The sequence below is a fragment of the Umezawaea beigongshangensis genome, assembly GCF_016464305.1.
In the GTDB taxonomy this organism is placed as follows: Bacteria; Actinomycetota; Actinomycetes; order Mycobacteriales; family Pseudonocardiaceae; genus Umezawaea_A; species Umezawaea_A beigongshangensis.
The window spans coordinates 241,851-264,282 of sequence record NZ_JAEIOJ010000007.1; the positions used below are offsets into that span (position 1 = coordinate 241,851).

The 22,432-nt window shown below is 72.4% G+C and carries 21 protein-coding genes and 1 tRNA gene; 14 read left to right on the forward strand and 8 right to left on the reverse strand.

What is annotated here, in order from left to right; translation table 11 throughout:
- Positions 1-39: 39 nt before the first annotated feature.
- Positions 40-249 (reverse strand): cold-shock protein, encoded by a 210-nt coding sequence (locus IMZ35_RS19120; protein WP_199442480.1) that lies wholly within the window; start codon positions 247-249, stop codon positions 40-42.
- 280 nt (positions 250-529) lie between these two features.
- On the opposite strand from IMZ35_RS19120, the gene IMZ35_RS19125 reads away from it, so the two are divergent.
- Both IMZ35_RS19125 and IMZ35_RS19130 read left to right on the forward strand, forming a co-directional pair.
- Complete coding sequence (locus tag IMZ35_RS19125; RefSeq protein WP_199442481.1) at positions 530-877, forward strand: hypothetical protein; 348 nt, start codon at positions 530-532, stop codon at positions 875-877.
- A 73-nt stretch (positions 878-950) separates the two neighbouring features.
- The gene (locus tag IMZ35_RS19130) at positions 951-1,724 is read left to right on the forward strand and encodes a hypothetical protein (RefSeq protein WP_307868383.1); all 774 of its coding nucleotides are present in this window, start codon (positions 951-953) and stop codon (positions 1,722-1,724) included.
- A 35-nt stretch (positions 1,725-1,759) separates the two neighbouring features.
- Here the strand turns inward: IMZ35_RS19130 and IMZ35_RS19135 are convergent, their stop codons facing one another.
- Complete coding sequence (locus IMZ35_RS19135; protein WP_199442482.1) at positions 1,760-2,872, reverse strand: sugar ABC transporter substrate-binding protein; 1,113 nt, start codon at positions 2,870-2,872, stop codon at positions 1,760-1,762.
- A 350-nt stretch (positions 2,873-3,222) separates the two neighbouring features.
- Between IMZ35_RS19135 and IMZ35_RS19140 the strand changes: the two genes are divergently transcribed.
- On the forward strand, positions 3,223-4,947 hold the full coding sequence (locus IMZ35_RS19140; protein WP_307868431.1) for a S8 family serine peptidase: 1,725 nt from the start codon (positions 3,223-3,225) through the stop codon (positions 4,945-4,947).
- 274 nt (positions 4,948-5,221) lie between these two features.
- Here the strand turns inward: IMZ35_RS19140 and IMZ35_RS19145 are convergent, their stop codons facing one another.
- Positions 5,222-8,212, reverse strand: coding sequence for a glycine--tRNA ligase (locus IMZ35_RS19145; protein WP_229372731.1), 2,991 nt, complete (start codon positions 8,210-8,212; stop codon positions 5,222-5,224).
- Positions 8,213-8,471: 259 nt separating this feature from the next.
- Here IMZ35_RS19145 and IMZ35_RS19150 point away from each other — a divergent pair, with 259 nt between their 5' ends.
- The 4 genes from IMZ35_RS19150 (at position 8,472) to IMZ35_RS19165 (ending at position 13,033) form a co-directional block, all read left to right on the forward strand.
- Positions 8,472-10,331, forward strand: a complete 1,860-nt coding sequence (locus IMZ35_RS19150) for an LCP family protein (protein WP_307868385.1) — start codon at positions 8,472-8,474, stop codon at positions 10,329-10,331.
- 177 nt (positions 10,332-10,508) lie between these two features.
- Positions 10,509-11,006 (forward strand): helix-turn-helix domain-containing protein, encoded by a 498-nt coding sequence (locus tag IMZ35_RS19155; protein WP_199442485.1) that lies wholly within the window; start codon positions 10,509-10,511, stop codon positions 11,004-11,006.
- A gap of 127 nt (positions 11,007-11,133) precedes the next feature.
- The gene (locus IMZ35_RS19160) at positions 11,134-12,318 is read left to right on the forward strand and encodes a MurT ligase domain-containing protein (protein ID WP_229372532.1); all 1,185 of its coding nucleotides are present in this window, start codon (positions 11,134-11,136) and stop codon (positions 12,316-12,318) included.
- On the forward strand, positions 12,311-13,033 hold the full coding sequence (locus IMZ35_RS19165) for a type 1 glutamine amidotransferase (protein WP_199442487.1): 723 nt from the start codon (positions 12,311-12,313) through the stop codon (positions 13,031-13,033). Before IMZ35_RS19160 ends, IMZ35_RS19165 begins: the two co-directional genes overlap by 8 nt.
- Positions 13,034-13,099: 66 nt before the next feature.
- Here IMZ35_RS19165 and IMZ35_RS19170 read toward each other — a convergent pair whose 3' ends face one another.
- Complete coding sequence (locus tag IMZ35_RS19170) at positions 13,100-14,596, reverse strand: flavin-containing monooxygenase (RefSeq protein WP_199442488.1); 1,497 nt, start codon at positions 14,594-14,596, stop codon at positions 13,100-13,102.
- A gap of 71 nt (positions 14,597-14,667) precedes the next feature.
- On the opposite strand from IMZ35_RS19170, the gene IMZ35_RS19175 reads away from it, so the two are divergent.
- Positions 14,668-15,282, forward strand: coding sequence for a TetR/AcrR family transcriptional regulator (locus IMZ35_RS19175; RefSeq protein ID WP_307868389.1), 615 nt, complete (start codon positions 14,668-14,670; stop codon positions 15,280-15,282).
- Here the strand turns inward: IMZ35_RS19175 and IMZ35_RS19180 are convergent.
- Positions 15,272-16,246 carry an alpha/beta hydrolase gene (locus IMZ35_RS19180; RefSeq protein ID WP_199442489.1) on the reverse strand — a complete coding sequence of 325 codons (975 nt, stop codon included), beginning with the start codon at positions 16,244-16,246 and terminating at the stop codon, positions 15,272-15,274. The two genes, IMZ35_RS19175 and IMZ35_RS19180, sit on opposite strands and share 11 nt — an antisense overlap.
- Before the next feature lie 140 nt (positions 16,247-16,386).
- Between IMZ35_RS19180 and IMZ35_RS19185 the strand changes: the two genes are divergently transcribed.
- Positions 16,387-16,659 (forward strand): hypothetical protein, encoded by a 273-nt coding sequence (locus IMZ35_RS19185; protein WP_199442490.1) that lies wholly within the window; start codon positions 16,387-16,389, stop codon positions 16,657-16,659.
- 93 nt (positions 16,660-16,752) lie between these two features.
- Positions 16,753-17,361: a TetR/AcrR family transcriptional regulator gene (locus IMZ35_RS19190; RefSeq protein WP_307868391.1), complete on the forward strand. Its 609-nt coding sequence runs from the start codon at positions 16,753-16,755 to the stop codon at positions 17,359-17,361.
- Here the strand turns inward: IMZ35_RS19190 and IMZ35_RS19195 are convergent.
- Entirely contained in the window at positions 17,358-17,579 is a 222-nt protein-coding gene (locus IMZ35_RS19195; RefSeq protein ID WP_199442491.1) for a DUF3618 domain-containing protein, read from the reverse strand. The genes IMZ35_RS19190 and IMZ35_RS19195 overlap by 4 nt on opposite strands.
- 86 nt (positions 17,580-17,665) lie before the next feature.
- On the opposite strand from IMZ35_RS19195, the gene IMZ35_RS19200 reads away from it, so the two are divergent.
- A tRNA-Leu gene (locus IMZ35_RS19200) sits at positions 17,666-17,739 on the forward strand.
- A gap of 47 nt (positions 17,740-17,786) precedes the next feature.
- Here the strand turns inward: IMZ35_RS19200 and IMZ35_RS19205 are convergent.
- Entirely contained in the window at positions 17,787-18,110 is a 324-nt protein-coding gene (locus IMZ35_RS19205) for a hypothetical protein (protein ID WP_199442492.1), read from the reverse strand.
- Positions 18,111-18,464: 354 nt separating this feature from the next.
- On the opposite strand from IMZ35_RS19205, the gene IMZ35_RS19210 reads away from it, so the two are divergent.
- Positions 18,465-19,088: a DedA family protein gene (locus IMZ35_RS19210; protein ID WP_199442493.1), complete on the forward strand. Its 624-nt coding sequence runs from the start codon at positions 18,465-18,467 to the stop codon at positions 19,086-19,088.
- A gap of 8 nt (positions 19,089-19,096) precedes the next feature.
- Here the strand turns inward: IMZ35_RS19210 and IMZ35_RS19215 are convergent, their stop codons facing one another.
- Positions 19,097-20,146: an FAD-dependent oxidoreductase gene (locus tag IMZ35_RS19215; protein ID WP_199442494.1), complete on the reverse strand. Its 1,050-nt coding sequence runs from the start codon at positions 20,144-20,146 to the stop codon at positions 19,097-19,099.
- Positions 20,147-20,338: 192 nt separating this feature from the next.
- On the opposite strand from IMZ35_RS19215, the gene IMZ35_RS19220 reads away from it, so the two are divergent.
- Both IMZ35_RS19220 and IMZ35_RS19225 read left to right on the forward strand, forming a co-directional pair.
- Positions 20,339-21,196 carry a D-alanyl-D-alanine carboxypeptidase family protein gene (locus tag IMZ35_RS19220; RefSeq protein WP_199442495.1) on the forward strand — a complete coding sequence of 286 codons (858 nt, stop codon included), beginning with the start codon at positions 20,339-20,341 and terminating at the stop codon, positions 21,194-21,196.
- A gap of 100 nt (positions 21,197-21,296) precedes the next feature.
- The gene (locus tag IMZ35_RS19225) at positions 21,297-22,340 is read left to right on the forward strand and encodes an LLM class flavin-dependent oxidoreductase (protein ID WP_199442496.1); all 1,044 of its coding nucleotides are present in this window, start codon (positions 21,297-21,299) and stop codon (positions 22,338-22,340) included.
- The last annotated feature ends 92 nt before the right edge of the window (positions 22,341-22,432 follow it).

Consider the following 22,432-nt stretch of genomic DNA (forward strand, 5'->3'; position numbering starts at 1 on the left):
CTCACGAAGTGGCGGTTCCGCCAAGTCGGAGGACTCGGATCAGGCGACCGGGCGAACGGCCTGGGCCTGCGGGCCCTTCTGACCCTGACCGATCTCGAACTCCACGCGCTGGTTCTCCTCCAGGCTGCGGTATCCGTTGGTCTGGATCTCCGAGTAGTGGACGAACACGTCGGCGCCACCGTTGTCCGGGGAGATGAAGCCGAAGCCCTTCTCCGCGTTGAACCACTTGACGGTGCCCTGAACTGCCATCTTCTTGCTTCTCCTCTAACAGGTGCCGGGAACGGCTGTCGCAGTTGCGACCATCCGGGCCGGTTCAGACGGCAACTTCTCCGCCGTACCTGGAGGAAAGCAACGCGCCCGCAACATCGTTCCGCGAGCGTGGTCAAACACGAACACAGAAACTACGACCGTCGACAGTCAACCACGTCCCCCGGCCCTCCGTCGAGTGCGACTTCTGATCGCGTCCCGCTGCTACCGTGGAGTCATCACCGATCACGGTGTGCACACCCCAGGGGGCAAGGAGGACGACGTGCCGGAACCGGTGCTCGTTTCCGTCGCGGCCGCGCTGGCCGGCCGTGCCGTCATCAGCCTGTACCAGCTGGTCAAGGACAAGTTCGCCGGCGACGAGACGGCCACGGCCGCCCTGGAGGCCGCCGAGGGCGCCGCAGAGGGCTCTCCGGAGGTCGCGGCGCTCGAACGGGCGCTGGAGCGCACCGAGAGCGCCGATCCCGAGTTCGGCGCGCGGCTCCGCGAGGAGTGGGCGCGCGTCGCGGTCCAGCAGCACGCCGAGACCGGCGGGGTCGTGAACCAGGTCACGGGCAACGTGTCCGGCAAGGTGCTCCAGGCCAGGGACATCCAGGGCGGCGTCAGCTTCTAGAAGCTCCACCCGTTCCCCCGTTCAGGCGTAACCTCCTGATCTCGCGCAGGTCGGCACGAGGGGACGCGGGGCGGTGCGCACGGAGGCGGTGTTCCACCACCCGGGACGGGCGGCGGGCGTCGACGCGGCCAGCACCGGGAGTTCGCGGCTGCTGTTCTTCTTCCTCGGCCTGGTGATCACGTTCGTGCTCATCCGGATCAGCGTGCGGCTCATCCGGGCGCGGGTGCGCTGGTGGCCGGGCAACATCACCCCCGGCGGCACCCACATCCACCACGTGGTGTTCGGCACGGTCTTCGTGCTGCTCGGCGGGGTCGCCGGGCTGGCCGTGCCGGACGACTCCCACGGGCTGAGACTCGGGGCGGCCGCCCTGCTCGGGGTGGGCGCCGCGCTCGTGCTCGACGAGTTCGCCCTGATCCTGCACCTGCGCGACGTGTACTGGACCGAGAACGGCCGGCTGTCCGTCGACGCGGTGTTCCTGGCGATCGGCATGACCGGTCTGCTGCTGCTCGGCGCACGCCCGCTGGGCTACGACGACTTCTCCGCGCTGGACGGCACGGCTCGTCCGACCGTGCTCCTCGGCAACCTCGTCTTCGCCGTCCTGAGCCTGCTCAAGGGCAAGATCTGGACCGGTCTGCTGGGTCTGCTCGTGCCCGGCCTGCCCGTCGTCGGGGCGGTGCGGCTGGCCCGGCCGGGCTCGCCCTGGGCCCGCTGGAGGTACCGGGCGGACTCGCGCAAGCTGCGCAGGGCCTCCCGGCGGGAGGCGCGCGTCCGGCAGCCCACGATCCGGGTGAAGATCCGCTTCCAGGAGTTCATCTCCGGCCGCCACGACCTGCCGGACGAGCGCTGAGGCCGCTCGGAGGGGACGGCCCGGCGCCGACCGGATCAGCCGCTGACGATGTCGTTCTGCCGGCACAGCTCGGCGAGGTCACCGCCGCACAGCTCCTCCGAGCCCACGACGCCGTCCACGACGAGCGAGCGCAGGTTCGCCCTGGTGATGAGGGTCGCCCCGAGCAGCACCGACTTCACGTCCCGGCGGGCCACCAGGTCGCGGGTGTTGCCGGTGGCGAGGTCGTCCGCGCCGCTGACGTCCCCCTTGGCCAGCGCGGTGGCGAGCCGCGCCGCGGCCTCGGCCTCGTTGCGGATGTGCTTGTGGACGGTCATGCACTGCTCACCGCGCAGCACGGACTTCAGGCCGTCCAGGGTGGCGTCCTGACCGGTGACCGGGATCTTCCCGGCGAGACCGCGCTCGCGCAGCACCTCGACGACGACCTCGGCGAGACCGTCGTTGGCCGCGACGACCGCGTCGACCCGTCCACCGGCGTCGGCGAGGTTCCGCTCGAACACCTGCTTGCCCAGCACCGGGTCCCAGCGGTCGATCTGCGTGCTCGTGAGCAGCGTCAGCGCCCCGCTGTCGTACTTCGGGCCCAGCAGGCGGCGCTGGCCGTTCTGGAACTGCGTCGCGTTGTAGTCGCTCGGGGAGCCCTGGATCTCGATCACCCTGGCGCCCGGCCGGTCGCCGAGGCAGGAGACCAGCCCCTCCGCCTGGAGCTCGCCGACGTCCTCGTTGTCGACCGACACGTAGTACTCGGCGCTGCCGCCGAGGCTGATCCGGTCGTAGTCGATCACCGGGATGCCCGCGGCAGCCGCCTGCGCCTCGACGGCGGCACCGCTCTCCGACGTCAGCGGCGTGATCATCAGGACCTCCACGCCGCGGTGGATCATCTCGTCGGCGATGCTGCGGAACCTCGTCTCGTCGCCGTCCGCGTTCTCGATGAACGGCTCGACGCCCGCGAGCTGGAACGCCTGCGACAGCAGCGGGCGGTCCTGCTCCTCCCAGCGGGTGGAGGAGGTGCGGTCGGGCAGGATGACGCCCACCACGGGCTTCTCCCCCCGCGTGGCCGGCGGGGGCGCGTCGCCTCCCCCGCCGCTCGTGCCGCAACCGGCCGCGAGCGCCAGGACGAGCCCCGCGGGCAGAGCTCTGCCGGATCTTCGCATTCGCAATCCCTCGCAGCTGTCGACTTCGACCGTGGTCCCGAAGCGGGATGCGGCAGTTCAACTCGGCGGGGTGTCGTTCGTCAAGGCGCTCGAACCAGCTGGCCGCGACCGGTCGTCCCCACGCGGCGCGTCGGCGTTCCGCACCTGGTCACGGTGCGCGTACGGGTGACTACGACACACCACGGTGTTGTCCCCCGATTCCCGACGTTCGGTTCTTACGCGTGGTGCGTCTTCTGTGTCAGGGTGTCGATCCCGGAGCGGTGGGACGAGCACCGCCCCGGCGCACGCGACCCCTGACGGGGTGGGAGGAGACAGCTCAGGTGAGATCACGCAGAACGGTTGTTCCCGCTGTGCTGGTGACGGCTCTGTCGTTGCTGGCGGCAGGAGCACAGGGCGCCAGTGCTGCACCCGCCGCAGCAGCGCAGGACCAGAGCACCGAGTACACCGTGCTGGTCGAGGACGGTGCCGGGCTCGACGCGGCGGTCTCAGCGATCAACGCCGCGGGTGGCCGCGTCACCCGCGAGAACACCGCGGTCGGCGTGCTGACCGTGCAGGCCCCCGCGAACGGGTTCGCCCAGCGGGTGTCGGCGGCCGACGCCGTCTACGGCGCGGCGCCGACCAGGCCGGTCGGCCACTCCCCGGACGCGGGGAGGGTCACTCCCGGCGACGTCGAGGCCCAGCGCGACGCGGTCGAGAAGGAGCACCGGTCGGCCCAGCAGAAGGGGACCGCGCCGAAGGCCGCTCCGGCCACCGCGGGACTCGACCCCCTCGACGGCGACCTGTGGGGCCTCAAGCAGGTGCGCTCGGACATCGCCCGCAAGAAGCAGGCCGGTGACAAGCGCGTCCACATCGGCATCCTGGACACCGGCGTCGACGGCACGCACCCGGACATCGCTCCCAACTTCGACGCGGAGCTGTCCCGCAACTTCACGATCGACATCCCGAACGACGCCGACGGCAACCCCTTCGACGGGCCGTGCGAGTTCCGCGGCTGCGTCGACCCGGCGAACCACGACGACGGCGGCCACGGCACGCACGTCGCGGGCACCATCGGCGCGGCGGCCAACGGCTTCGGCGTCTCCGGCGTCGCCCCGAACGTCTCGCTGGTGAACATCCGCGGCGGCCAGGACGCGGGCTCGTTCTTCCTCCAGCCGGTCGTGGACGCGCTGACCTACGGCGCCGACGTCGGTCTGGACGTCATCAACATGTCGTTCTACGTCGACCCGTGGTACATGAACTGCACCGCGAACCCGGCCGACAGCCCGGAGCAGCAGCTGGAGCAGCGCACGGTGATCAAGGCCGTGCAGCGGGCACTGAACTACGCCCACGGCAAGGGCGTCACGCTGATCGGCGCCGGCGGCAACAACCACGAGGACCTCGGCGCGCCGCGGACCGACGTGCAGAGCCCGAACTACCCGCCCGGCCACTCCTACTCCCGGCCGATCGACAACAGCACGTGCCTCAACCTCCCCACCGAGGGCGACCACGTGATCTCCGTGTCCGCGCTGGGCCCGTCGACCGCGAAGGCCGACTACTCCAACTACGGCACCGAGCAGACGACCGTGTCCGCCCCCGGCGGCTACTTCCGCGACGGCCTGGGCACCGACTGGTACCGGACCAACGAGAACATGATCCTGTCGACCTACCCGCGCAACGTCGCGGTGGCCGACGGCGCGGTGGACGAGGCCGGGAACATCACCGAGTCCGGGCTCGCCGCGGGTGTGAAGAAGGCGTGCCAGGGCGAGGTCTGCGGCTACTACCAGTTCTCCCAGGGCACCTCGATGGCCGCTCCGCACGCCTCCGGCGTCGCGGCGCTCGTCGTCAGCCAGTTCGGCAAGAAGGACCGCGAGCACCCCGGCACGCTGACCCTGGCGCCGTCGAAGGTCGAGAAGGTCCTCACGAAGACGGCCACGAAGCGCGCGTGCCCGAACCCCCGCACGGTCTCCTACGTCGACATCGGCCGCCCGGCCGAGTTCGACGCGACCTGCGTGGGCGACACGGCGTTCAACGGCTTCTACGGCCACGGCATCGTCGACGCCTACGGCGCCGTGACCAGGGGCGGCAGCTTCATCTAGATCGCGTCGCGACCTGCGCGGAAGGCCCCCGGTTCGCCGGGGGCCTTCTCCGTCTCCGCCGGTGGGCACGGGGGAGGTCGAGAACGCGGACGCGGCAGAGCCGGCCGCGGGTCGCACCGCGGTCGAGCGCGGACGAGCGGACCCGTCGGCGGAGACGACCGGTCGTGGCCGCCCGGTGCCGCGTCGCCGCGCTGTGCGCCGGGAAGCCGCGCTCCCGCGCCTGCGACGCGCGAACGGGCGGCCCGCGACGTGCGGACCGCCCGTTCCCGCGAGATCAGGCGAGGGCGGTGCCCAGCGCCTGCCAGTCCAGGTGCGGGGCCGCCAGGTCGCGGATCTCCGCCAGCAGCCCGAGCCTGGCCCGCTTGACGGCCGGGTCCTCGGCCATGACCAGCACCTCGTCGAAGAAGGTGTTGACCGGAGCGGTCAGGCCGCGCGCCGCCGCGACGAACCCGGCGAGGCCGCTCACCTGCTCCGCGAGCAGCTCCCGCGTCCGGCCCAGCGCCTCGACCAGTGCCAGCTCGGCCGGCTCGGACAGCGCGGCGGCGTCGTAGCCGCCCTCGACGCCGGCCGGGACGATGCGCCGCACCCGCTGGAGCGCCGCGACCAGCTCGGCGAAGCCGGGGTCGGTCGCGAGTCCCGTGAGCTGGACGAGCGTCTCGTCGGCGAGCGCGGGGGCGTCGGCCAGCGGCAGGACGGCGTTGACGAACCGGTGGTCGTTGCCCGCGTCGAGCAGCTGCTGCTCGTGGCGGCGGACCGCGAACTCCCGCGCCGTGCGGACCGTCTCCTCCGGCACCTCCACCCCGGCGGCCACGAGCTGGCCGCGCGCCAGCTCCAGCGCGCCGGACAGCGTGACGCCGTGCAGCTGGGGGAACGCCCGCAGCACGCTCACCGCGCCCAGAGCGGCCCGGCGCAGCCCGAACGGGTCGGAGCTGCCGGTCGGGTTGGCGCCGATGCCGAACAGACCGGCCAGCAGGTCGACCCGGTCGGCCAGCGCGAGCAGCGCGCCCGGCGTGGACACCGGCAGCGCGTCACCGGCGGAGCGCGGCAGCTCCATCTCGAACAGGGCCTGCGCCACCTCCGGCGTCTCCCCGGCGCGCAGGGCGTACTCGCGCGCCATGACACCGGCGAGGCTGGACAGCTCGATCACCATCTGCGAGCCGAGGTCGAACTTGGCGAGCGCGGCGGCGCGGTCCAGCGCGGCCCGCTTGTCCTCGTCCAGACCGATCTCGTCGGCGAGCAGCCCGGCGAGCCCGGCGATCCGGTCCGCGCGGTCGGCCATCGAGCCCAGCTTGTCGGCGAACGTGAGCTTCGCCAGGCCCGACTTCATGTCCTCCAGCGCCGTCTTGAGGTCCGCGCGCCAGAAGAACGCGGCGTCCTCGTAGCGGGCGCGCAGGACGGCCTCGTTGCCCTCGCGGACCTTGTCGACGTCGACCTCGCCGTTGGCGACGGCGATGAAGTGCGGCAGCAGCGCGCCGGAGGCGTCGCGCACCGGCAGGTAGCGCTGGTGCTTGCGCATCACCGTGGTGAGGATCTCACCCGGCAGCTCCAGGTAGCGGTCGGAGAACGCGCCCAGGATCGGCGTCGGGCGCTCCACGAGGTTGGTGACCTCGTCGAGCAGGGCCGACTCGCCCTCGACGTCCACCGAGCCGCCGACGGAGGCCGCCAGCTCGGTCGCGACGGCGACGATCCGCTCGCGACGCGCCGCGGCGTCGGCGTCGATCCCGTGCCGGGCCAGGAAGTCCGGGTAGCCGTCGGCTCCGGTCACCTCGACCACGGGGGTGGCCGCGGTGCGGTGCACGCGGGTCGTGGTGCCGGAGGACAGCGCGGAGACCACGACGGGCACGGGCGTGTCGCCGAGCAAGGCGAGCAGCCAGCGGATCGGCCGGGTGAACGACAGCTTCGGGTCGTTCCACTTCATGTTCTTCTCGGCGCGCAGATCGCTCACGACCGAGGCGAGCAGGCCGCTGAGCACCTCGACCGCGCCGCGGCCGACGTCGGTCTTCACGACGGCCACGTGCTCGACGCCGTTCTCCACCACCCGGCCCAGCGCGGCCGGGTCGACGCCCTGGCCGCGCGCGAAGCCCTTCGCGGCGCCCGTGGGCTCCCCGGAGGCGTCGAACGCCGCGGAGACCCGCGGGCCGCGCACGGTGCGCTCGGCGTCGGGCTCGCGGGGCGAGACCTCCGCGACGGTGACGACCACGCGGCGCGGCGTGCCCAGGACGGTCACGTCGCCGAAGGTCAGCCTGGTCGCGGCGAGCTTCTCGGTGACGGCGGCGCGCACGGCGTCGGCGGTGCGGGTCACCTCGGCCGGGGGCAGCTCCTCGACGCCGATCTCGAACAGCAGCGTCGCGGGCTCGGCGACCTCGGCGAACGCCGTGGGCGCCGGGGCGGGCGCGGGAACCTCGGCGAGGCCCAGCGGGTGGCCCAGCTCCTCGCGGCGCTCGGCCCACAGCGCGGCGACCTCGCGGGCCAGGCCGCGCATCCGGCCGAAGGCGCGGGCCCGTTCCGTGGTGCTGATCGCGCCGCGCGCGTCGAGCACGTTGAAGGTGTGCGAGCACTTCAGCACGTAGCTGTGCGCGGGCACCGGCAGGCGCGCGTCGAGCATCCGGCGGGCCTCGTTCGCGTACTCCTCGAACAGGCGCTTGTTCGCCTCGACGTCGGCGTCGTCCAGGTAGTACCGGCTCATCTCGTACTCGGACTGGCCGAACGCCTCGCCGTAGGAGATGCCCGGCGCGTAGGCGATCTTCTTGAAGTGGTCGACGCCCTGGAGCGCCATCATGATGCGCTCGATGCCGTAGGTGATCTCCACGGACACCGGCTCCAGCGTCTGGCCACCGGCCTGCTGGAAGTAGGTGAACTGGGTGATCTCCAGACCGTCCAGCCACACCTCCCAGCCCAGGCCCCACGCGCCGAGCGCGGGCGAGGCCCAGTTGTCCTCGACGAACCGGACGTCGTGCGCGCGCACGTCGATGCCCAGGGCCTCCAGGCTGCCCAGGTACAGCTCCTGGGGGTTGCCGGGATCGGGCTTGAGGATCACCTGGAACTGGGTGTGGGTCTGCAACCGGTTCGGGTTCTCGCCGTAGCGCGCGTCGTCCGGCCGCACGCTCGGCTCGACGTAGGCCACGCGCCAGGGCTCTGGACCGAGGACCCTCAGCACTGTGGCGGGGTTCAGCGTGCCGGCGCCGACCTCGGTGTTGAAGGGCTGGACCACGGCGCAACCGCGATCGGTCCAGTACTTGGTCAACGCGAGCAGCGCGTCCTGCATGGTCAACACGGCGACAACCTCGGTCGGAGGGGACAACGGGCTTTCCCGAAGAGTCTACGGAGAGCGTTCATCCGGCTTCACGATCGGGCGTCCGGGCTGCTCACCGTGCATCATGACCCGTGTCACGGGGCACGTGACACGGCTGTGCCACCCTTTTGGCAACCTCGCGGGCGTACGGAGCGTCCACTGTGCGAGCACCGTGAGTGGGGGAGGAACGCGCGTGGAGAACCGGCCGCCGAGGTCAGGCGATCCCAACGGGGTGCCGGGGCGACCTCGTCCGCAGCAGGGGCACCCCCAGGGGTCCGCCCAGCGTCGTCAGCAGCCGAGGACCACCGGGGGGGACGGTCCGCTGCCGCCCCCGCGCAGGATCGCACCGGTCGACCCGGCGCGCGCGTTGCAGCAGCGGCGCCGCAGCATCGCCGAGCAGCCGACCGAGCGCCGCGAGCCGGTCGAGCCGCCGGTGCGGCAGCGCCAGGAGCGTCCCCGCGGCGGCGCAGCGGGGGCGAAGGCCGACGCAGCCGCGAAGGCCGGTGCGGGTGTGGCCAAGCCGCGCCGGGTGGGCCCGGTGGAGCCGCGCAGGCGCCCGCCGCAGCGCCCCGAGTCGCGTCCCTCGGCGGCGGCGAGGAGCGGCAGCTACGCCGGACGCGCCCTGGTCGGGGTGATGTCGCTCCTGGTGTTCACCGGTACGGCTTACGGCTACTTCAACCTGAAGTCGTTCCAGGACAACCTCGCCACCACCGACGTGATCGGCGCGAACGCGGGCGAGCGGCCCGCCGACGGCGCGCTGGACATCCTGCTGGTCGGCATGGACAGCCGCACCGACTCCAAGGGCAACCAGCTGCCGCAGAACGTCCTGGACGAGCTCCAGGCCGGTGGCACCGCGGACGGCGGCTTCAACACCGACACGATGATCCTGATGCACATCCCCAACGACGGGGGCAAGGCGCACGCGATCTCGTTCCCCCGCGACTCCTACGTGGACATCGCGGGCGGCTACGGCACCCACAAGCTCAACTCGGCCTACGGCTACGCCAAGGACGAGAAGGCCGCCGAGCTGACCGGCGGCGGCGAGACCGACCAGGCCAAGGTCGAGACGGCGTCGCGGCAGGCGGGCGCGAAGAACCTCATCGAGACGGTCCAGGACCTCACCGGCGTGACGATCGACCACTACGCCGAGGTGAACCTGGTGGGCTTCTACGAGATCACCAAGGCCGTCGAGGGCGTCGACGTCTGCCTGATCAACGACGTCGACGACGACTTCTCCGGGGCGCGCTTCACCGCGGGGCAGCACACGATCTCCGGCAAGGACGCCCTGGCGTTCGTCCGGCAGCGGCACGACCTGCCGATGGGCGACCTGGACCGCGTGGTGCGCCAGCAGGTGTTCATGGCCGGTCTGGCGAAGAAGATCCTCTCCACCGGCGTGCTCACCGACCAGTCCAAGCTCACCGCGCTCATCTCGGCGGTCACGAAGTCCATCGTGCTCGACAAGGACTGGAACATCCTCGGCTTCGCCGGGCAGATGCAGGGCCTGACGGGCGGCAACATCGCGTTCGTCACGATCCCGACCGGCAACCCCGACCTCCAGACCCCCGAGGACGGCTCGGCCGTCGAGGTGGACGAGGACGAGGTGCGCGAGTTCGTCAAGGGGCTCTCCGCCCCTCCGCCGGGGTCGTCCGACCCGTCCGGCACGCCGACGACCGGCTCGTCGGCGGCGGACGCCGCGAGCGTCACCGTGGACGTGCGCAACGCCTCCGGCGTGCCGGGGCTCGCCGCCAAGGTGCTCCAGGCCCTCGTGGACGAGGGCTTCGCCGAGGGCACGGTGGACAACGCGAGCCAGGAACTGGCCACGTCGGTGGTCCTGCACGGCCGGGGCGGCGAGGCGGGCGCGGAGAGCGTGGCCGACGCGCTGGGCGGCATGGAGGTCCAGCTGGACCCCGACATCCCCGCCGGGACCGCCAGGGTGTTCGTCGGCGCCGACTACTCCGGCCCGGGCCAGGCGTTCGCCGGCGACAAGCGGGTCGCGCTCGACGGCGGCAGGCGGCAGCCGGTGGACCCGAGCGGTCCGAGCACCTCGGCGCAGCAGCCGATCACCGCAGACGGTGTGCGCTGCGTGAACTAGTCCGCCCTGCTCCACACGTCGAAAGTGGGGGAAAACCTGTCGAAAACTCTACTCGGGGTACGACTCCGTTAGCCCGTTCGAGGGATAATGGGGTGAACCCGCGTAATCAAAGCGAAGGTCGCGCTTTCCATCTCCGTGGAACCGAGGGGTTCCGGCTCACGGGTGGAGGAAGCGACGGTGCAGATCGACACAGCGGCGTACCAGCGCGTGCTGGGCGACGAACTGCGGAACCTCCGCAAGCAGCGCGGATGGACGCGGAAGGAGCTCAACAGCAGGCTCCAGAGCGACATCTCGCTGCAGACGCTGGCGACCTACGAGCTGGGCACGCGGCAGTGCTCGGTCGTCCGGCTGGTCGAGATCTGCCACGCGCTGGAGGTCCCGGCGCACCAGGTGCTGGCGCGCGTGCACGAACGCGTGTTCGGGGACGCGCCCGCCGGACACCTGACGCTGAGCCTGACGCTCGTCGCGAAGGACACCCGCCCGCACCTGACGCCGCTGCGCCGCTGGGCGCAGGGGCGGTTGCAGCAGCTGACGCCCGGCGCGTCGACCGACGTGCACCTCGACGCGTCCGCGGTGGAGTACATGGCGCAGTTGTGCCAGCTCAGCGCGGCCGACCTCGTCCGCACCGTGCGCGATCTCGGCCGGACCGGAAGACAGGTGGAACGACCTTGCTAGGCTCGCCTCCGTGACCAGGGGCGCACCCGTTCCGAACGCAGGAAGCCGCTTGCCGAACATTCAAGGTGAAGACCCAGCATCCGCCCGCCTGCCTCTGCGCACCGCGGCCGCCGTTCGCCTGGGCAACATGAGTTCGAAGCTGTCCCAGAAGATGGGCCTCGGAGCCGGCGGCATGATCGGCGGGCGCGTCGCGCTGAAGTTGGACCCGCAGGCGCTCCGGCGTCTCGCGTCCGGCAAGCACGTCGCGCTCGTGACCGGCACCAACGGCAAGACCACGTCGACGATGATGCTGGCCCGTGCGGTCGGCGCGCTCGGCGAGGTCGCCACCAACCACAGCGGCGCCAACATGCCCGACGGGCACGTCACCGCGCTGAGCAAGCAACCCGACGCGCCGTACGCGGTGCTGGAGGTCGACGAGGGGTACTTCCCCGCCGTCGCGGTCGCCGCTCAGCCGTCGGTGGCGGTGCTGCTCAACCTCAGCCGCGACCAGCTCGACCGGGTCGGCGAGGTCCGCACCATCGAGCGCTCGCTGCGGGACGTGATCTCCGGGCTGCAGAACTGCACGGTGATCGCCAACTGCGACGACGTGATGGTGACCTCGGCCGCGAAGGACGCCCGCCGCGTCGTGTGGGTGGCCACCGGCACGGGCTGGCACCAGGACTCGGCGTCGTGCCCGCGCTGCGGCGAACCGATCCGCTGGCAGGGCGAGCACTGGACGTGCACCCACTGCGACCTCGCCAGGCCGAAGCCGGACTGGGTGACCTCCAACGGGCACCTGATCGCGCCGAACGCCTCGAAGGTCGAGCTGAAGCTGCGGCTGCCCGGCGTGTTCAACCAGGCCAACGCCGTGATGGCGACGGCGGCGGCGACCAAGCTCGGCGTGCCGATCGAGGAGGCCGTGCGCAGGCTGCGCGGGGTCTCCAACGTCGCGGGTCGCTACCGGTCGATCATCCGCAGCGGCCGCGCCGCGCGGCTGCTGCTGTCGAAGAACCCGGCCGGGTGGAGCGAGACGCTGACCGTGGTCAAGGAGGCCGAGCACCCGGCGGTCCTCGTGATCAACGCCAACGAGGCGGACGGCCGCGACCTGTCGTGGCTGTGGGACGTGCCGTTCGAGCGCCTGCGGGGCCGCCGGGTCGTCGCGTCGGGCGAGCGGGCCACCGACCTCGCCGTGCGGCTGACCTACGCCGAGGTCGAGCACACGATCGTGCCCGACCCGATGAAGGCCATCGACTCCCTGCCGATCGGCCCGGTCGAGGTCATCGCCAACTACACCGCTTTCCGCGACTTGAACGCCAGGGCAGCTGATGAGTGAGTCGACAGTCCAGATCGCGCTGGTCCTGCCCGATCTGCTGGGCACCTACGGCGACTTCGGCAACGCCGTCGTCCTGGACAAGCGCATGAAGTGGCGCGGGATCTCCTCGGAGATCGTCACCGTGAACTTCGGCGAGCCGGTGCCGGAGACGTGCGACATCTACGTCGTCGGCGGGGGTGAGGACACCGCGCAGACCCTGGCGGTGCGGCACCTGCGCGAGCACCCCGGGCTCCAGCGCGCGGTGACGCGCGGGGCGACCGTGCTCGGCGTGTGCGCCGGCATCCAGATCTTCGGCGAGAGCTTCACGCGGGCCGACGAGATCACCCACCCCGGCCTGGGGCTGATCGACTCCACGAGCCACGCGGGCGGCAGCCGCGCCATCGGCGAGGTGCTCGCCAAGCCGGCGCACGGCCTGTTCGACGGCGTGCTCACCGGGTTCGAGAACCACCAGGGCCGCACGGTGCTCGGCCCGGCCGCGCGCCCGCTGGCGCACGTGACGGTCGGGACCGGCAACGACGGCAAGAACGAGGGCGCGGTGCAGGGCAAGATCGTCTGCACCTACCTGCACGGCCCGGTGCTGCCGCGCAACCCGGCGCTCGCGGACATGCTGATCGAGTGGGCGACCGGCAGGAAGGTCGAGCCGCTGGAACTGCCGGCCGTGACGCAGATGCGCGCCGAGCGCCTGAAGGCGGCCGGGCAGCGCGCCGAGGTCTGAGAGCCGAGGTCTGAGAGAGGTGCTCCGCACGGCCCCGCCCCTGCACGGGCGGGGCCGTGCGTCGTCCTAGGCCGCCGGCACGCGGTCGCGCCCGCGGCGGGCGGACAGGACGTAGGCGCTCGGATCGACCCTCCTGGTGCGCATCCAGTAGCGGAAGGCGAAGCCGGGCCACACCGTGCGGTTCACGCCCCGCTCGTCGAGGTACCAGCTCACGCAGCCGCCCTCGCTCCAGACGCCCCTGCGGAGCTTGCTCTGGAGATCGCGGTTGAAGCGCTCCTGGACGTCGGCGCGCACCTCGATCTCGTCGGCGTGGTGCTCGTCGAGCAGGTCCAGGCACTGCGACACGTACCTCACCTGCGACTCGATCATGAACACGACCGAGTTGTGGCCGAGGCCGGTGTTGGGCCCCAGCAGGAAGTACAGGTTGGGGTAGCCGGAGACCGTGATGCCGTAGTAGGTCTCGGCGCCCCGCTCCTTCCACTCCCTCGCGATGTTGCGCCCGTCCCTGCCGGTGAAGTCCAGGTGGTCGTACGCCTCGATCACCTGGAACCCGGTGCCGTAGACGATGGCGTCGACCTCGTGCTCCACCCCGGCGGAGTCGACGATCGAGTGCTCGCGCACCTCGGCGATGCCGTCGGTGACGAGGTCGACGTCGTCCCGGTTGAAGGTCGGGTAGTAGTCGTTGGAGATGAGGATGCGCTTGCAGCCCATCGCGTAGTCGGGGGTGAGCTTGCGCCGGATCTCCGGGTCGCGGACCTGCGCGTGGATGTGCCGCTCCGCGTGCTTCTGGGCCACCCGCATCAGCCGTGACGCGCCCGTGAAGGCGATGGCCCTGGACTCCAGCGCCCAGTAGAGGGCGCTGCGGAACACCCGCTGAACCCCCGGCACGGTCCGGAAGAGCCGCTGCCGCCACGGCCGCACGGCCCGGTCGCCCTTGGGGATGATCCACGGCGGCGTGCGTTGGAAGACGGTCAGCCGCGCGACCTCGGGGGCGATCCTCGGCACGAACTGCACGGCGCTGGCACCGGTGCCGACGACGGCGACGCGCTTGCCCCGCAGGTCGTAGTCGTGGTTCCAGCGGGCGGAGTGGAAGGTCTCGCCGCGGAACCTCTCGACTCCGGGCAGCGTCGGCACGCTGGGCAGGTGCAGCGCGCCCACGCCCGCCACGACGGACCTCGCGGTCCAGGTGTCGCCGCTGGTCGTGCTGACGTGCCAGACCCGCCGCTCGGCGTCCCACCGCGCGCCGGAGACCTCGGCGCCGAAGGTGATGTGGCGGCGCAGGTCGTGCTTGGCGGTGACGTGCTTGAGGTAGTCCCAGATCTCCGGCTGCGGCGCGTAGCTGCGCGACCAGTCGGGGTTCTGCTCGAAGGAGAACGAGTACACGTGCGAGGGGACGTCGCACGCGCAGCCGGGGTACTGGTTGTCGCGCCACGTCCCTCCGACGTCGGCGGCCTTCTCCAGGACCGCGAAGTCCCGGCCGGTGCGCTTCAGCTCGATCGCCATGCCCAGGCCGGAGAAGCCCGTGCCGACCACCAGGACGTCCGTCTCCCGATGCGTGCCCATCCGTCCTCCAGTTCGCCGTCTACCGACCAGTAGGTTACTCGAAGTAAGTTACCTCCGGTAGTCTGGATCTCGTGACGAGCCCCGAGACGGCGCCGAAGCGGCGCCGGATGCCCAAGGCGGAGCGCAAGGCGCAGATGCTCGCCGTCGCCGAGCAGGTCTTCGCCGAGCGCGGGTACCCGGCCGCGTCCATGGACGAGATCGCCGAGCGGGTCGGCGTGTCCAAGCCGATGCTCTACGAGTACTTCGGCTCGAAGGAGGGCCTGCTCATCGGCTGCATCCACCGCGCGCGCGCCGAACTGCGGACCGCCACCGAGGAGTCGATCCTCGGCGCGGAGGGGCCGGAGGAGGTGCTGCGGCGCGGTCTCGTCGCGTTCTTCCGGTTCGTCGACGAGCACGACGCGGCGTGGGCGCTGCTGCGCCAGGAGGCGGCGATCACCGTGCCGTCGGCGGTCGAGGAGATCGAGGGCATCCGGCAGCAGCAGACCGGCCTCATCGCGACCGTGCTCGCCGGGTACGCGCCCACGACGACCGGCCTGGTCGCGCAGGCGTGGGCGGAGATGATCGTCGGCGCGTGCGAGCGGCTCGCCCTGTGGAGCCACCAGCAGGGCGGTGTGGGCCCGGAGCGGGCCACGAGCCTCGTGCTCGACCTGGTCTGGCCGGGCCTGAGCGCCCGCATCACCCCGTGACCCGCGCCCCGATCGCCGACATCAGCAGCGGGAACGAGCGCTTCAGCGCGCGGTCCCAGTAGGGCCAGGTGTGGGTGCCGGGGCCGTACAGGTCCGCGGTGACCGGGACGCGCAGCTCTCCCAGGCGCCGCACCACGGCCTCGTTCTGCGCGGCCAGCAGGGCCTCCAGGCCGTCGTGCGCCGTCCCCGGCGGGTCCAGCGGCCCCGGCTCGCCGTCACCGGAGGAGACGTAGAGCCGCGTGCCGCGCAGTCGAGAGGCCAGGTCGTGGGGGTTGTGCGCCCGCCAGACGTCCGCCTGCGCCACCGGGTCGCCCCACAGCGCGTCCGGGTCCGCGCCGGTGCTCGCCACGAGGCCGCGCACCAGGTCGGAGGACGTCCGGTCGAGCGTGGTGTGCACGACCCCGCTGTACGCGGCGGCGGCGCGGAACGTGCCGGGGTGGCGGGCGGCGTAGGACAGGGCGCCGAAGCCGCCCATGGACAGCCCGGCGACGGCACGCCGCTGCCCGGCCCCGTACCCGCGCTCCAGGATCTGCCGCAGCTCGGTCAGGTGGAAGGTCTCCCAGGCCGGCGTCCCACCGGCGCCGCCGTTCCACCAGTCCGAGTAGAACCCGGCCCGCCCGGCCTCCGGCATGACGATCAGCGCGCCGGTGCGCCGGCTGATCTCCTCGACGTCGGAGAACTCCGTCCACGACGTGTAGTCGCCGCAGCAGCCGTGCAGCAGGTGCAGCACGGGCCAGCGCCGGTGCGGACGCGCCTCCCAGCCGGGCGGCAGCAGCAGCCTGGTCATCACCTCGCCGCCGAGCGCGGGCGAGGAGACGGTCAGGTCGAGCGTCCGCTCGGCGACGTACCGCTCGGCGACGACGCGAGCCCCGTCGTCGGCGTGCGGCGGAGCCGGGACGGCTCGTGCGGGAAGCCCGGCGAGCAGCCCGGCCAGGACGACGAGGACGAGCGAGATCCTGGACACGACACACCTCCTGCCCTCGACCCTGGCCCGTCGAACCTCCGGATGGACCGCCCGATCGGGTGACTCGCAGTCGTGCGCGAGAGCCCGGCACCTCCACGGGGGCCACGCGCCGCTCCGGGTCGGTCGGGACCAGGACGACCGTGACGACCCCGGCGACCCCGGCGATCACGGCGAACCGCGTGCCGCGCTGCGACGGCCGGCCGGTGCGCGTCACGGGAGGCCACCGGAGCCCGAACGCGCTGGCACCGGGCTTGATCGCCGCACGGGACCAGGTCGGCCGGTTCGTCGGGAGGCAGCCCGCGGGCTGCGCGGACCGCGCCGTCGCGCACCTCCTCCAGCGGAATCCGCCCGCCTTCGCGGTGGCCCACCTCCGGACCCGGCGCGGCGTGCGGATTCCGCTGGACGCGATCTGACCAGCGCCGCCGGTATCACCCGGCACCTAGGATGATCCGCCAGAGGTACGGGGCAGGCGGACCGCCGTGCCCCCTCCCGAGGAGGTGCACGCCGTGCCGACTACGGCTTACAGCGACGAGACGAGAACGCCGCAACGAGGACGTCCCCGCGACGCCACCCGCGACGACGCGCTGCGCCAGGCCGCGCTCGACGTCATGGCGGAGGTGGGGTACCGGGCGCTGACGATGGACGCCGTCGCGGCGCGGGCGCGGGCGGGCAAGGCGACGATCTACCGCAGGTGGGAGTCGAAGCTGGACCTCGTGGTCGACACCTGCACGCAGCTCGCGAGCCGCAGCGTCCCCGTGCCCGACACGGGCTCGCTGGCGGAGGACCTGCGGGAGTTCCTGTCGTCGTTCGCGGCGTTCCTGGCCGGTCCGGTGGGCCGGGCGGCGCAGGCGCTCGTCGGTGAGCTGCCGCACGAGCCGGAGCTGGCGAAGGCGTTCCGCGAGACGTTCCTGACGTCGCAGCGCAACGTGCTGCGCGGCCTGCTCGACCGGGCCAGCGGACGCGGTGAACTGCGTCCCGACGCGCCGCTGGCCATGACGGTCGAACTCGCGGGCGCGGCACTGACCCACCGGCTCATGCTCACCGGTGAACCGCTCGACGTGCCGTTCGTGGACCGGCTGGTGGACCAGGTCCTGGTGCCCCTGGTGCGGAGCTAGCGGAACAGCCTGCGCACGACCGCGATGCCGACGACGACGCCGACGGCGATGAGCGCGTAGCGCACCCTGGGGTCGTCGAGCTTCGAGCGCACGCTCTCCTTGCCTGCCTCCACGAAGCGCTTGGGGTCAGCCCTCGTGCCCAGCTCGTCCAGGGTCAACGCCAGCGCGTCGCGAGCCTGCTCGATCTCACGCTGGATGGTGTCGGGGTCGCGAGCCACATTTCCTCCTGACAGCGGTGCCTGCACCACCGTAGTTGACCTCGCCCTCCGGTGCCCCGAGGGTCGGTCGATAAACTGCGCGGGACGGGGCCGTGGCCCAATTGGCAGAGGCACACGGTTTAGGTCCGTGACGGTGTGGGTTCGAGTCCCACCGGCCCCACGACGTCGTGCCCGCCCCCGGCGGGGGCGGTGAGCACGGCACCGGCGTCAGGGCCAGAGGCGGGGGCACGCCCAGACGACGAGGCCGAGCACGCCCAGCACGGCCGCGACCTGGAGGCCGAGCAGGACGTGGACGAGCCCGATGCCGCTGATCGCCGTGCCCGTGAGCAGCCGCTGGTGGCACAGGTCGCTCAGCGCCGAGCGGGCGGACGCGTCGCGCGCGGGCGGCGGTTCGCGGTGCGGCGCGGCCGGCGGCGCGGTGTCCCGGCGGGCCCGCACCAGGTGCAGTTCCACCGCTCGGCGCACCGGCGGGGACCGCACCCCGTCCGGCGGCACCTCGGGTGAGCCGTGGGTGAACAGCACCGGACCCATGTCGTTCCTCCGACGAGTGCTCGGGCTCTGCGGCCCGGTGCGCGGACGGACGCCCGCGGCCTCCCGTTCCGGCGGGGCCGCGTCCGCACGAGCCTGCGATCTTGCCGTGAGCAGCATGGCGCACCCGCCGCGACGCGGTCGCCACCTCGCGGGCGGTGTCGGCGGACGGCCCTCTGGACGTGCCGAAAGGTCGGCGCTTTCGGCGCTGCCGATCAGCCGGGCGACACCGGTCGAACCCCGCCGTGGCCCGCCGTGGCCCGAGCGACGTTTTCGTCCCCCCGCAGCGGTGGTACCCCTCCGGGGATGTGCGGACCTCCTGAAAAAACAGACAAAGAGGACTTGTAGCGTGGTCGTATGAGTGAACCGGGTGGAATCGTCGGGTGGGTCACCGACCTGATGGAGACGCTGGGCGCACCGGGCGCCGGGCTCGCCATCGCGCTGGAGAACCTCTTCCCGCCCCTGCCGAGCGAGTTCTTCCTGCCACTGGCCGGGTTCACCGCGAGCCAGGGGAAGATGAGCCTGATCGCGGCGATCGTGTGGACCACGTTCGGCTCGGTGGTCGGCGCCCTGGTGCTCTACTGGGCGGGCGCCGCGCTCGGCCGCGACCGCGTCCGGGCCGTCGTGGACAAGATGCCGCTGGTGGACGTGTCCGACGTGGACCGGACGGAGGCGTGGTTCTCCCGGCACGGCAGGAAGGCCGTCTTCTTCGGGAGGATGGTCCCGCTCTTCCGGAGCCTGATCTCGCTGCCGGCGGGCGTCGAGCGGATGCCGCTGCACACGTTCGTCGCGTTCACCGCGCTCGGCAGCCTCGTCTGGAACTCCGCGCTCATCGTGGCCGGGTACCTGCTCGGCGAGCAGTGGCACCTGGTGGAGAACTACGCCGGTGTCGTCTCGAAGGTGGTGCTCGCCCTCGTGGTCGCCGCCGTCGTCTGGTTCGTCGTGTCGCGCGTGAGGTCCCGCAAGCGCGCGAGGTCCTGACCGGCGCGTCACCCCGCGAACGCCGGCCCGAGCAGCGCGCGGACCTCCCGCACGGCGACGCGCCCGGCGCGGGTGGCGCCGACCGTGCTGGCCGACGGCCCGTAGCCGACGAGGTGCACCCGCGGATCGGCCACCACGCGGGTGCCGTCGAGGGCGATCCCGCCGCCGGGGCCGCGCAGCCGCAGCGGGGCCAGGTGCTCGACGGCGGGGCGGAACCCGGTCGCCCACAGGATCGCGCCGGCCCGCAGCTCACCGCCGTCCACGGCGACGCCGTCCGGGGTGACGCGGTCGAAGACGGGACGCGCGACGAGCAGGCCCCGCGCCCTGGCCGCGGCGACCTCGGGCGTGTTCGGCAGTCCGGTGACGCTGACGACGCTGGCGGGCGGCAGGCCGTTGCGGACGCGCTCCTCCACCAGCGCCACGGCGGCACGCCCGCGCTCGGAGGTGAACTCGCCGTCGACGAACACCGGGGGACGACGGGTGAACCAGGTCGTCGTGGCCACGCCCTCCAGCTCCAGCAGGAACCCGACCGCGGAGATGCCGCCGCCGACCACCACGACGTGCTCCCCGGCGAACTCCTCCGGGCGCCGGTAGTCGGCCGTGTGCAGCTGACGGCCCCGGAACGTCTCCTGGCCGGGGTAGCGCGGCCAGAAGGGACGGGTCCACGTGCCGGTGGCGTTGATCAGCGCACGGGCGGCCCAGGCACCGGCGTCGGTCTCCACGAGCAGCCGGCCGTCCGGCCGGGAGCGCACGGCGTGCACGCGCACCGGGCGGAGCACCCGCAGGTCCTCGCGGCGCTCGAACTCGGCGAAGTAGGCGGGCACGACCTCGGCGGCCGGAGCCTCCGGGTCGACGTGCCGCAGCGGCATCCCCGGCAGGTCGTGGATCGCGTTCACCGTCGCCATGCGCAGGGTCGGCCAGCGGTGCTGCCACGCGCCGCCGGGACGGGCGTCGGCGTCGAGCACCACGTGGTCCAGTCCCGCGCGGCGCAGGAAGTGGGCGCTCGACAGCCCGGCCTGCCCCGCTCCGATCACCACGACGTCCACGAGGGTGGTCACACCCCGCACAACCACGCGCGCGCGGCGGCGCTTCCGTCTGATCGATCACACGGGCGGTCGAGTCAGCGAAACGTCGGCGGCCGCGGCTACCGTCCCGATCTTCGCAGGTGACCACGGAGAGGATCGACCACGGTGCAGAGAGTGCGCACACTGGCAGCAGCATCCGCAGCGACGGCCCTACTGGGAGTGGTGATGGCGGCGACACCCGCGGGGGCGGCCTCGCCGGACGAGGCCGCCGTCAGGCCGCCGGAGGGCGTGACGGCCGCCTACGTCGTGCTCGACCGGTACGACGGCGACGTCCTCGCGGCGAGGAACGCCCACCAGCAAATCCGCTCGGCGTCCCTCGTGAAGATCCTGATCGCGCTCGACTACCTGGAGACGCGCGGTCCGGACCCGGTGATCCCGGAGGCGGACCTGGTGCGGCTGGAGCCGATGCTGCGCTCCAGCGACGACGACGCGGCCAGCGAGCTGTGGGTGCAGGAGGGCTGGGAGCAGATCGTGGTGCGGATGGCCGCGAAGATCGGCCTGGAGGACACCGCGCCGCCGGTGGACGTCGGCTTCTGGGGCTACACGGCGTTCAGCGCGGCCGACGTGGCGAAGATCTACCGGTACGTGCTGGAGCAGGCCCACCCGTCGCACCGGGACTTCGTCATGGGCAACCTGCACCGGGCGACGGACTGCGCCACGGACGGCTTCGACCAGAGCTTCGGCCTGCCCGCCGTGCTCCGGCACCGACCGGCGTTCAAGCAGGGCTGGTCGGGCTTCGGCTCCACGCCGCCGCGGCCGTGCGCGACGGACACCGTCTCCAGCGCCGCCGACGCCGAACCCGGCGTGGCCGAGGAGGCCCCCGAGGCGCGCGCCAGGGCGCTGGCCGAGGAGACCGAGCTGGACCTGACCAGCGCGGCCATGCACACGACCGGGACGTACGGGCCGGGCGACCGCACGATCTTCGTGCTGCTGACCCTCCAGCCGACCGGCACGCCGTGGGACACCTCGGTGGCCACGGTGAACGCGATCACCCAGCACCTGCACCGCGGCACGCACGGCTGAGCACCGCCACGTGCGGCCCGTTCCGGCGGACGGGAACGGGCCGCACGTGGCACCGGCAACACCGGGGAAGAGGCGGACCCGGTGAGGTGTTGACCGGGGAATGAGCAGACTCCGCGACGTCGCCCTGTCCGCACTGGACCTGGCCCCCGTCAACTCGGGCTCCGACGCGACGACGGCCCTGCGCGCCACGCGCGAGCTGGCCCAGCACGTCGAGCGTCTCGGCTACGTCCGGTACTGGGTGGCCGAGCACCACAACATGCCCGGCATCGCCAGCTCGTCCCCGGCGGTCCTGATCGGCCACATCGCCGACGCCACGTCGACGATCCGGGTCGGGTCCGGCGGCGTCATGCTGCCGAACCACGCCCCGCTGGTCGTGGCGGAGCAGTTCGGGATGCTGGAGGCGCTGCACCCCGGCCGCATCGACCTCGGCATCGGGCGCGCGCCCGGCACGGACCAGAAGACCGCGCTGGCGCTGCGCCGCACCGCGGCCGGGCTGTCGGCGGAGAACTTCCCGCAGGAGCTGCGGGACCTCCTGGACTACTTCGACGGCCCCAGCTCCACCGGCATCACCGCCGTTCCCGCCGCGGGCAACAAGCCGCCGGTGTGGCTGCTCGGGTCGAGCGGGTACAGCGCCCAGGTCGCCGGTGTGCTCGGTCTGCCGTTCGCCTTCGCCCACCACTTCAGCGCGCAGAACACGTTGCCCGCGCTGGAGCTGTACCGGTCGAACTTCCGGCCGTCGGCCGTCCTGGAGCGTCCTCACGCGATGGTGTGCGCCTCGGTGATCGCCGCCGACTCCGACGAGCACGCGCGGTGGATCTCGGGTCCCGGCGCGCTGTCGTTCGTGCGGTTGCGCACCGGCAACCCCGGCCCGCTGTCCAGCCCGCAGGAGGCCGCGGACTACCCGTACACCGAGATCGACCGCCTGGTCGTGGAGGAGCGGATGTCCTCGCAGATCGTCGGCGGTCCGGAGACCGTGGAGCGCGAGCTGGAGGCCCTGCTGGAGGCCACCGAGGCCGACGAGCTGATGGTGACGACCATCGCGCACGACCTCCAGGACCGGTTGAGGTCCTTCGAGATCGTCACCGAACTGGCGGGCGGCCGTTCGGTCGCCGCCGCTGCGCCGTCCACCGCGCCAGCCACGTGACAATCGGCTGAGTAAATTTCACACTTCACACCAGGTAGAACCGTTCTGGTCCGAACGGGTGAATACGCGCGGAAGTCGTAGCAACGGACACA

Coding starts and splice junctions, on each gene's coding strand:
- IMZ35_RS19145 (WP_229372731.1), bottom strand. CDS start 8,212: ATGCAGGACGCGCTGCTCGCGTTGACCAAGTACTGGACCGATCGCGGT.
- IMZ35_RS19165 (WP_199442487.1), top strand. CDS start 12,311: ATGAGTGAGTCGACAGTCCAGATCGCGCTGGTCCTGCCCGATCTGCTG.
- IMZ35_RS19225 (WP_199442496.1), top strand. CDS start 21,297: ATGAGCAGACTCCGCGACGTCGCCCTGTCCGCACTGGACCTGGCCCCC.
- IMZ35_RS19120 (WP_199442480.1), bottom strand. CDS start 249: ATGGCAGTTCAGGGCACCGTCAAGTGGTTCAACGCGGAGAAGGGCTTC.
- IMZ35_RS19170 (WP_199442488.1), bottom strand. CDS start 14,596: ATGGGCACGCATCGGGAGACGGACGTCCTGGTGGTCGGCACGGGCTTC.
- IMZ35_RS19135 (WP_199442482.1), bottom strand. CDS start 2,872: ATGCGAAGATCCGGCAGAGCTCTGCCCGCGGGGCTCGTCCTGGCGCTC.
- IMZ35_RS19210 (WP_199442493.1), top strand. CDS start 18,465: ATGAGTGAACCGGGTGGAATCGTCGGGTGGGTCACCGACCTGATGGAG.
- IMZ35_RS19220 (WP_199442495.1), top strand. CDS start 20,339: ATGGCGGCGACACCCGCGGGGGCGGCCTCGCCGGACGAGGCCGCCGTC.
- IMZ35_RS19205 (WP_199442492.1), bottom strand. CDS start 18,110: ATGGGTCCGGTGCTGTTCACCCACGGCTCACCCGAGGTGCCGCCGGAC.
- IMZ35_RS19160 (WP_229372532.1), top strand. CDS start 11,134: ATGAGTTCGAAGCTGTCCCAGAAGATGGGCCTCGGAGCCGGCGGCATG.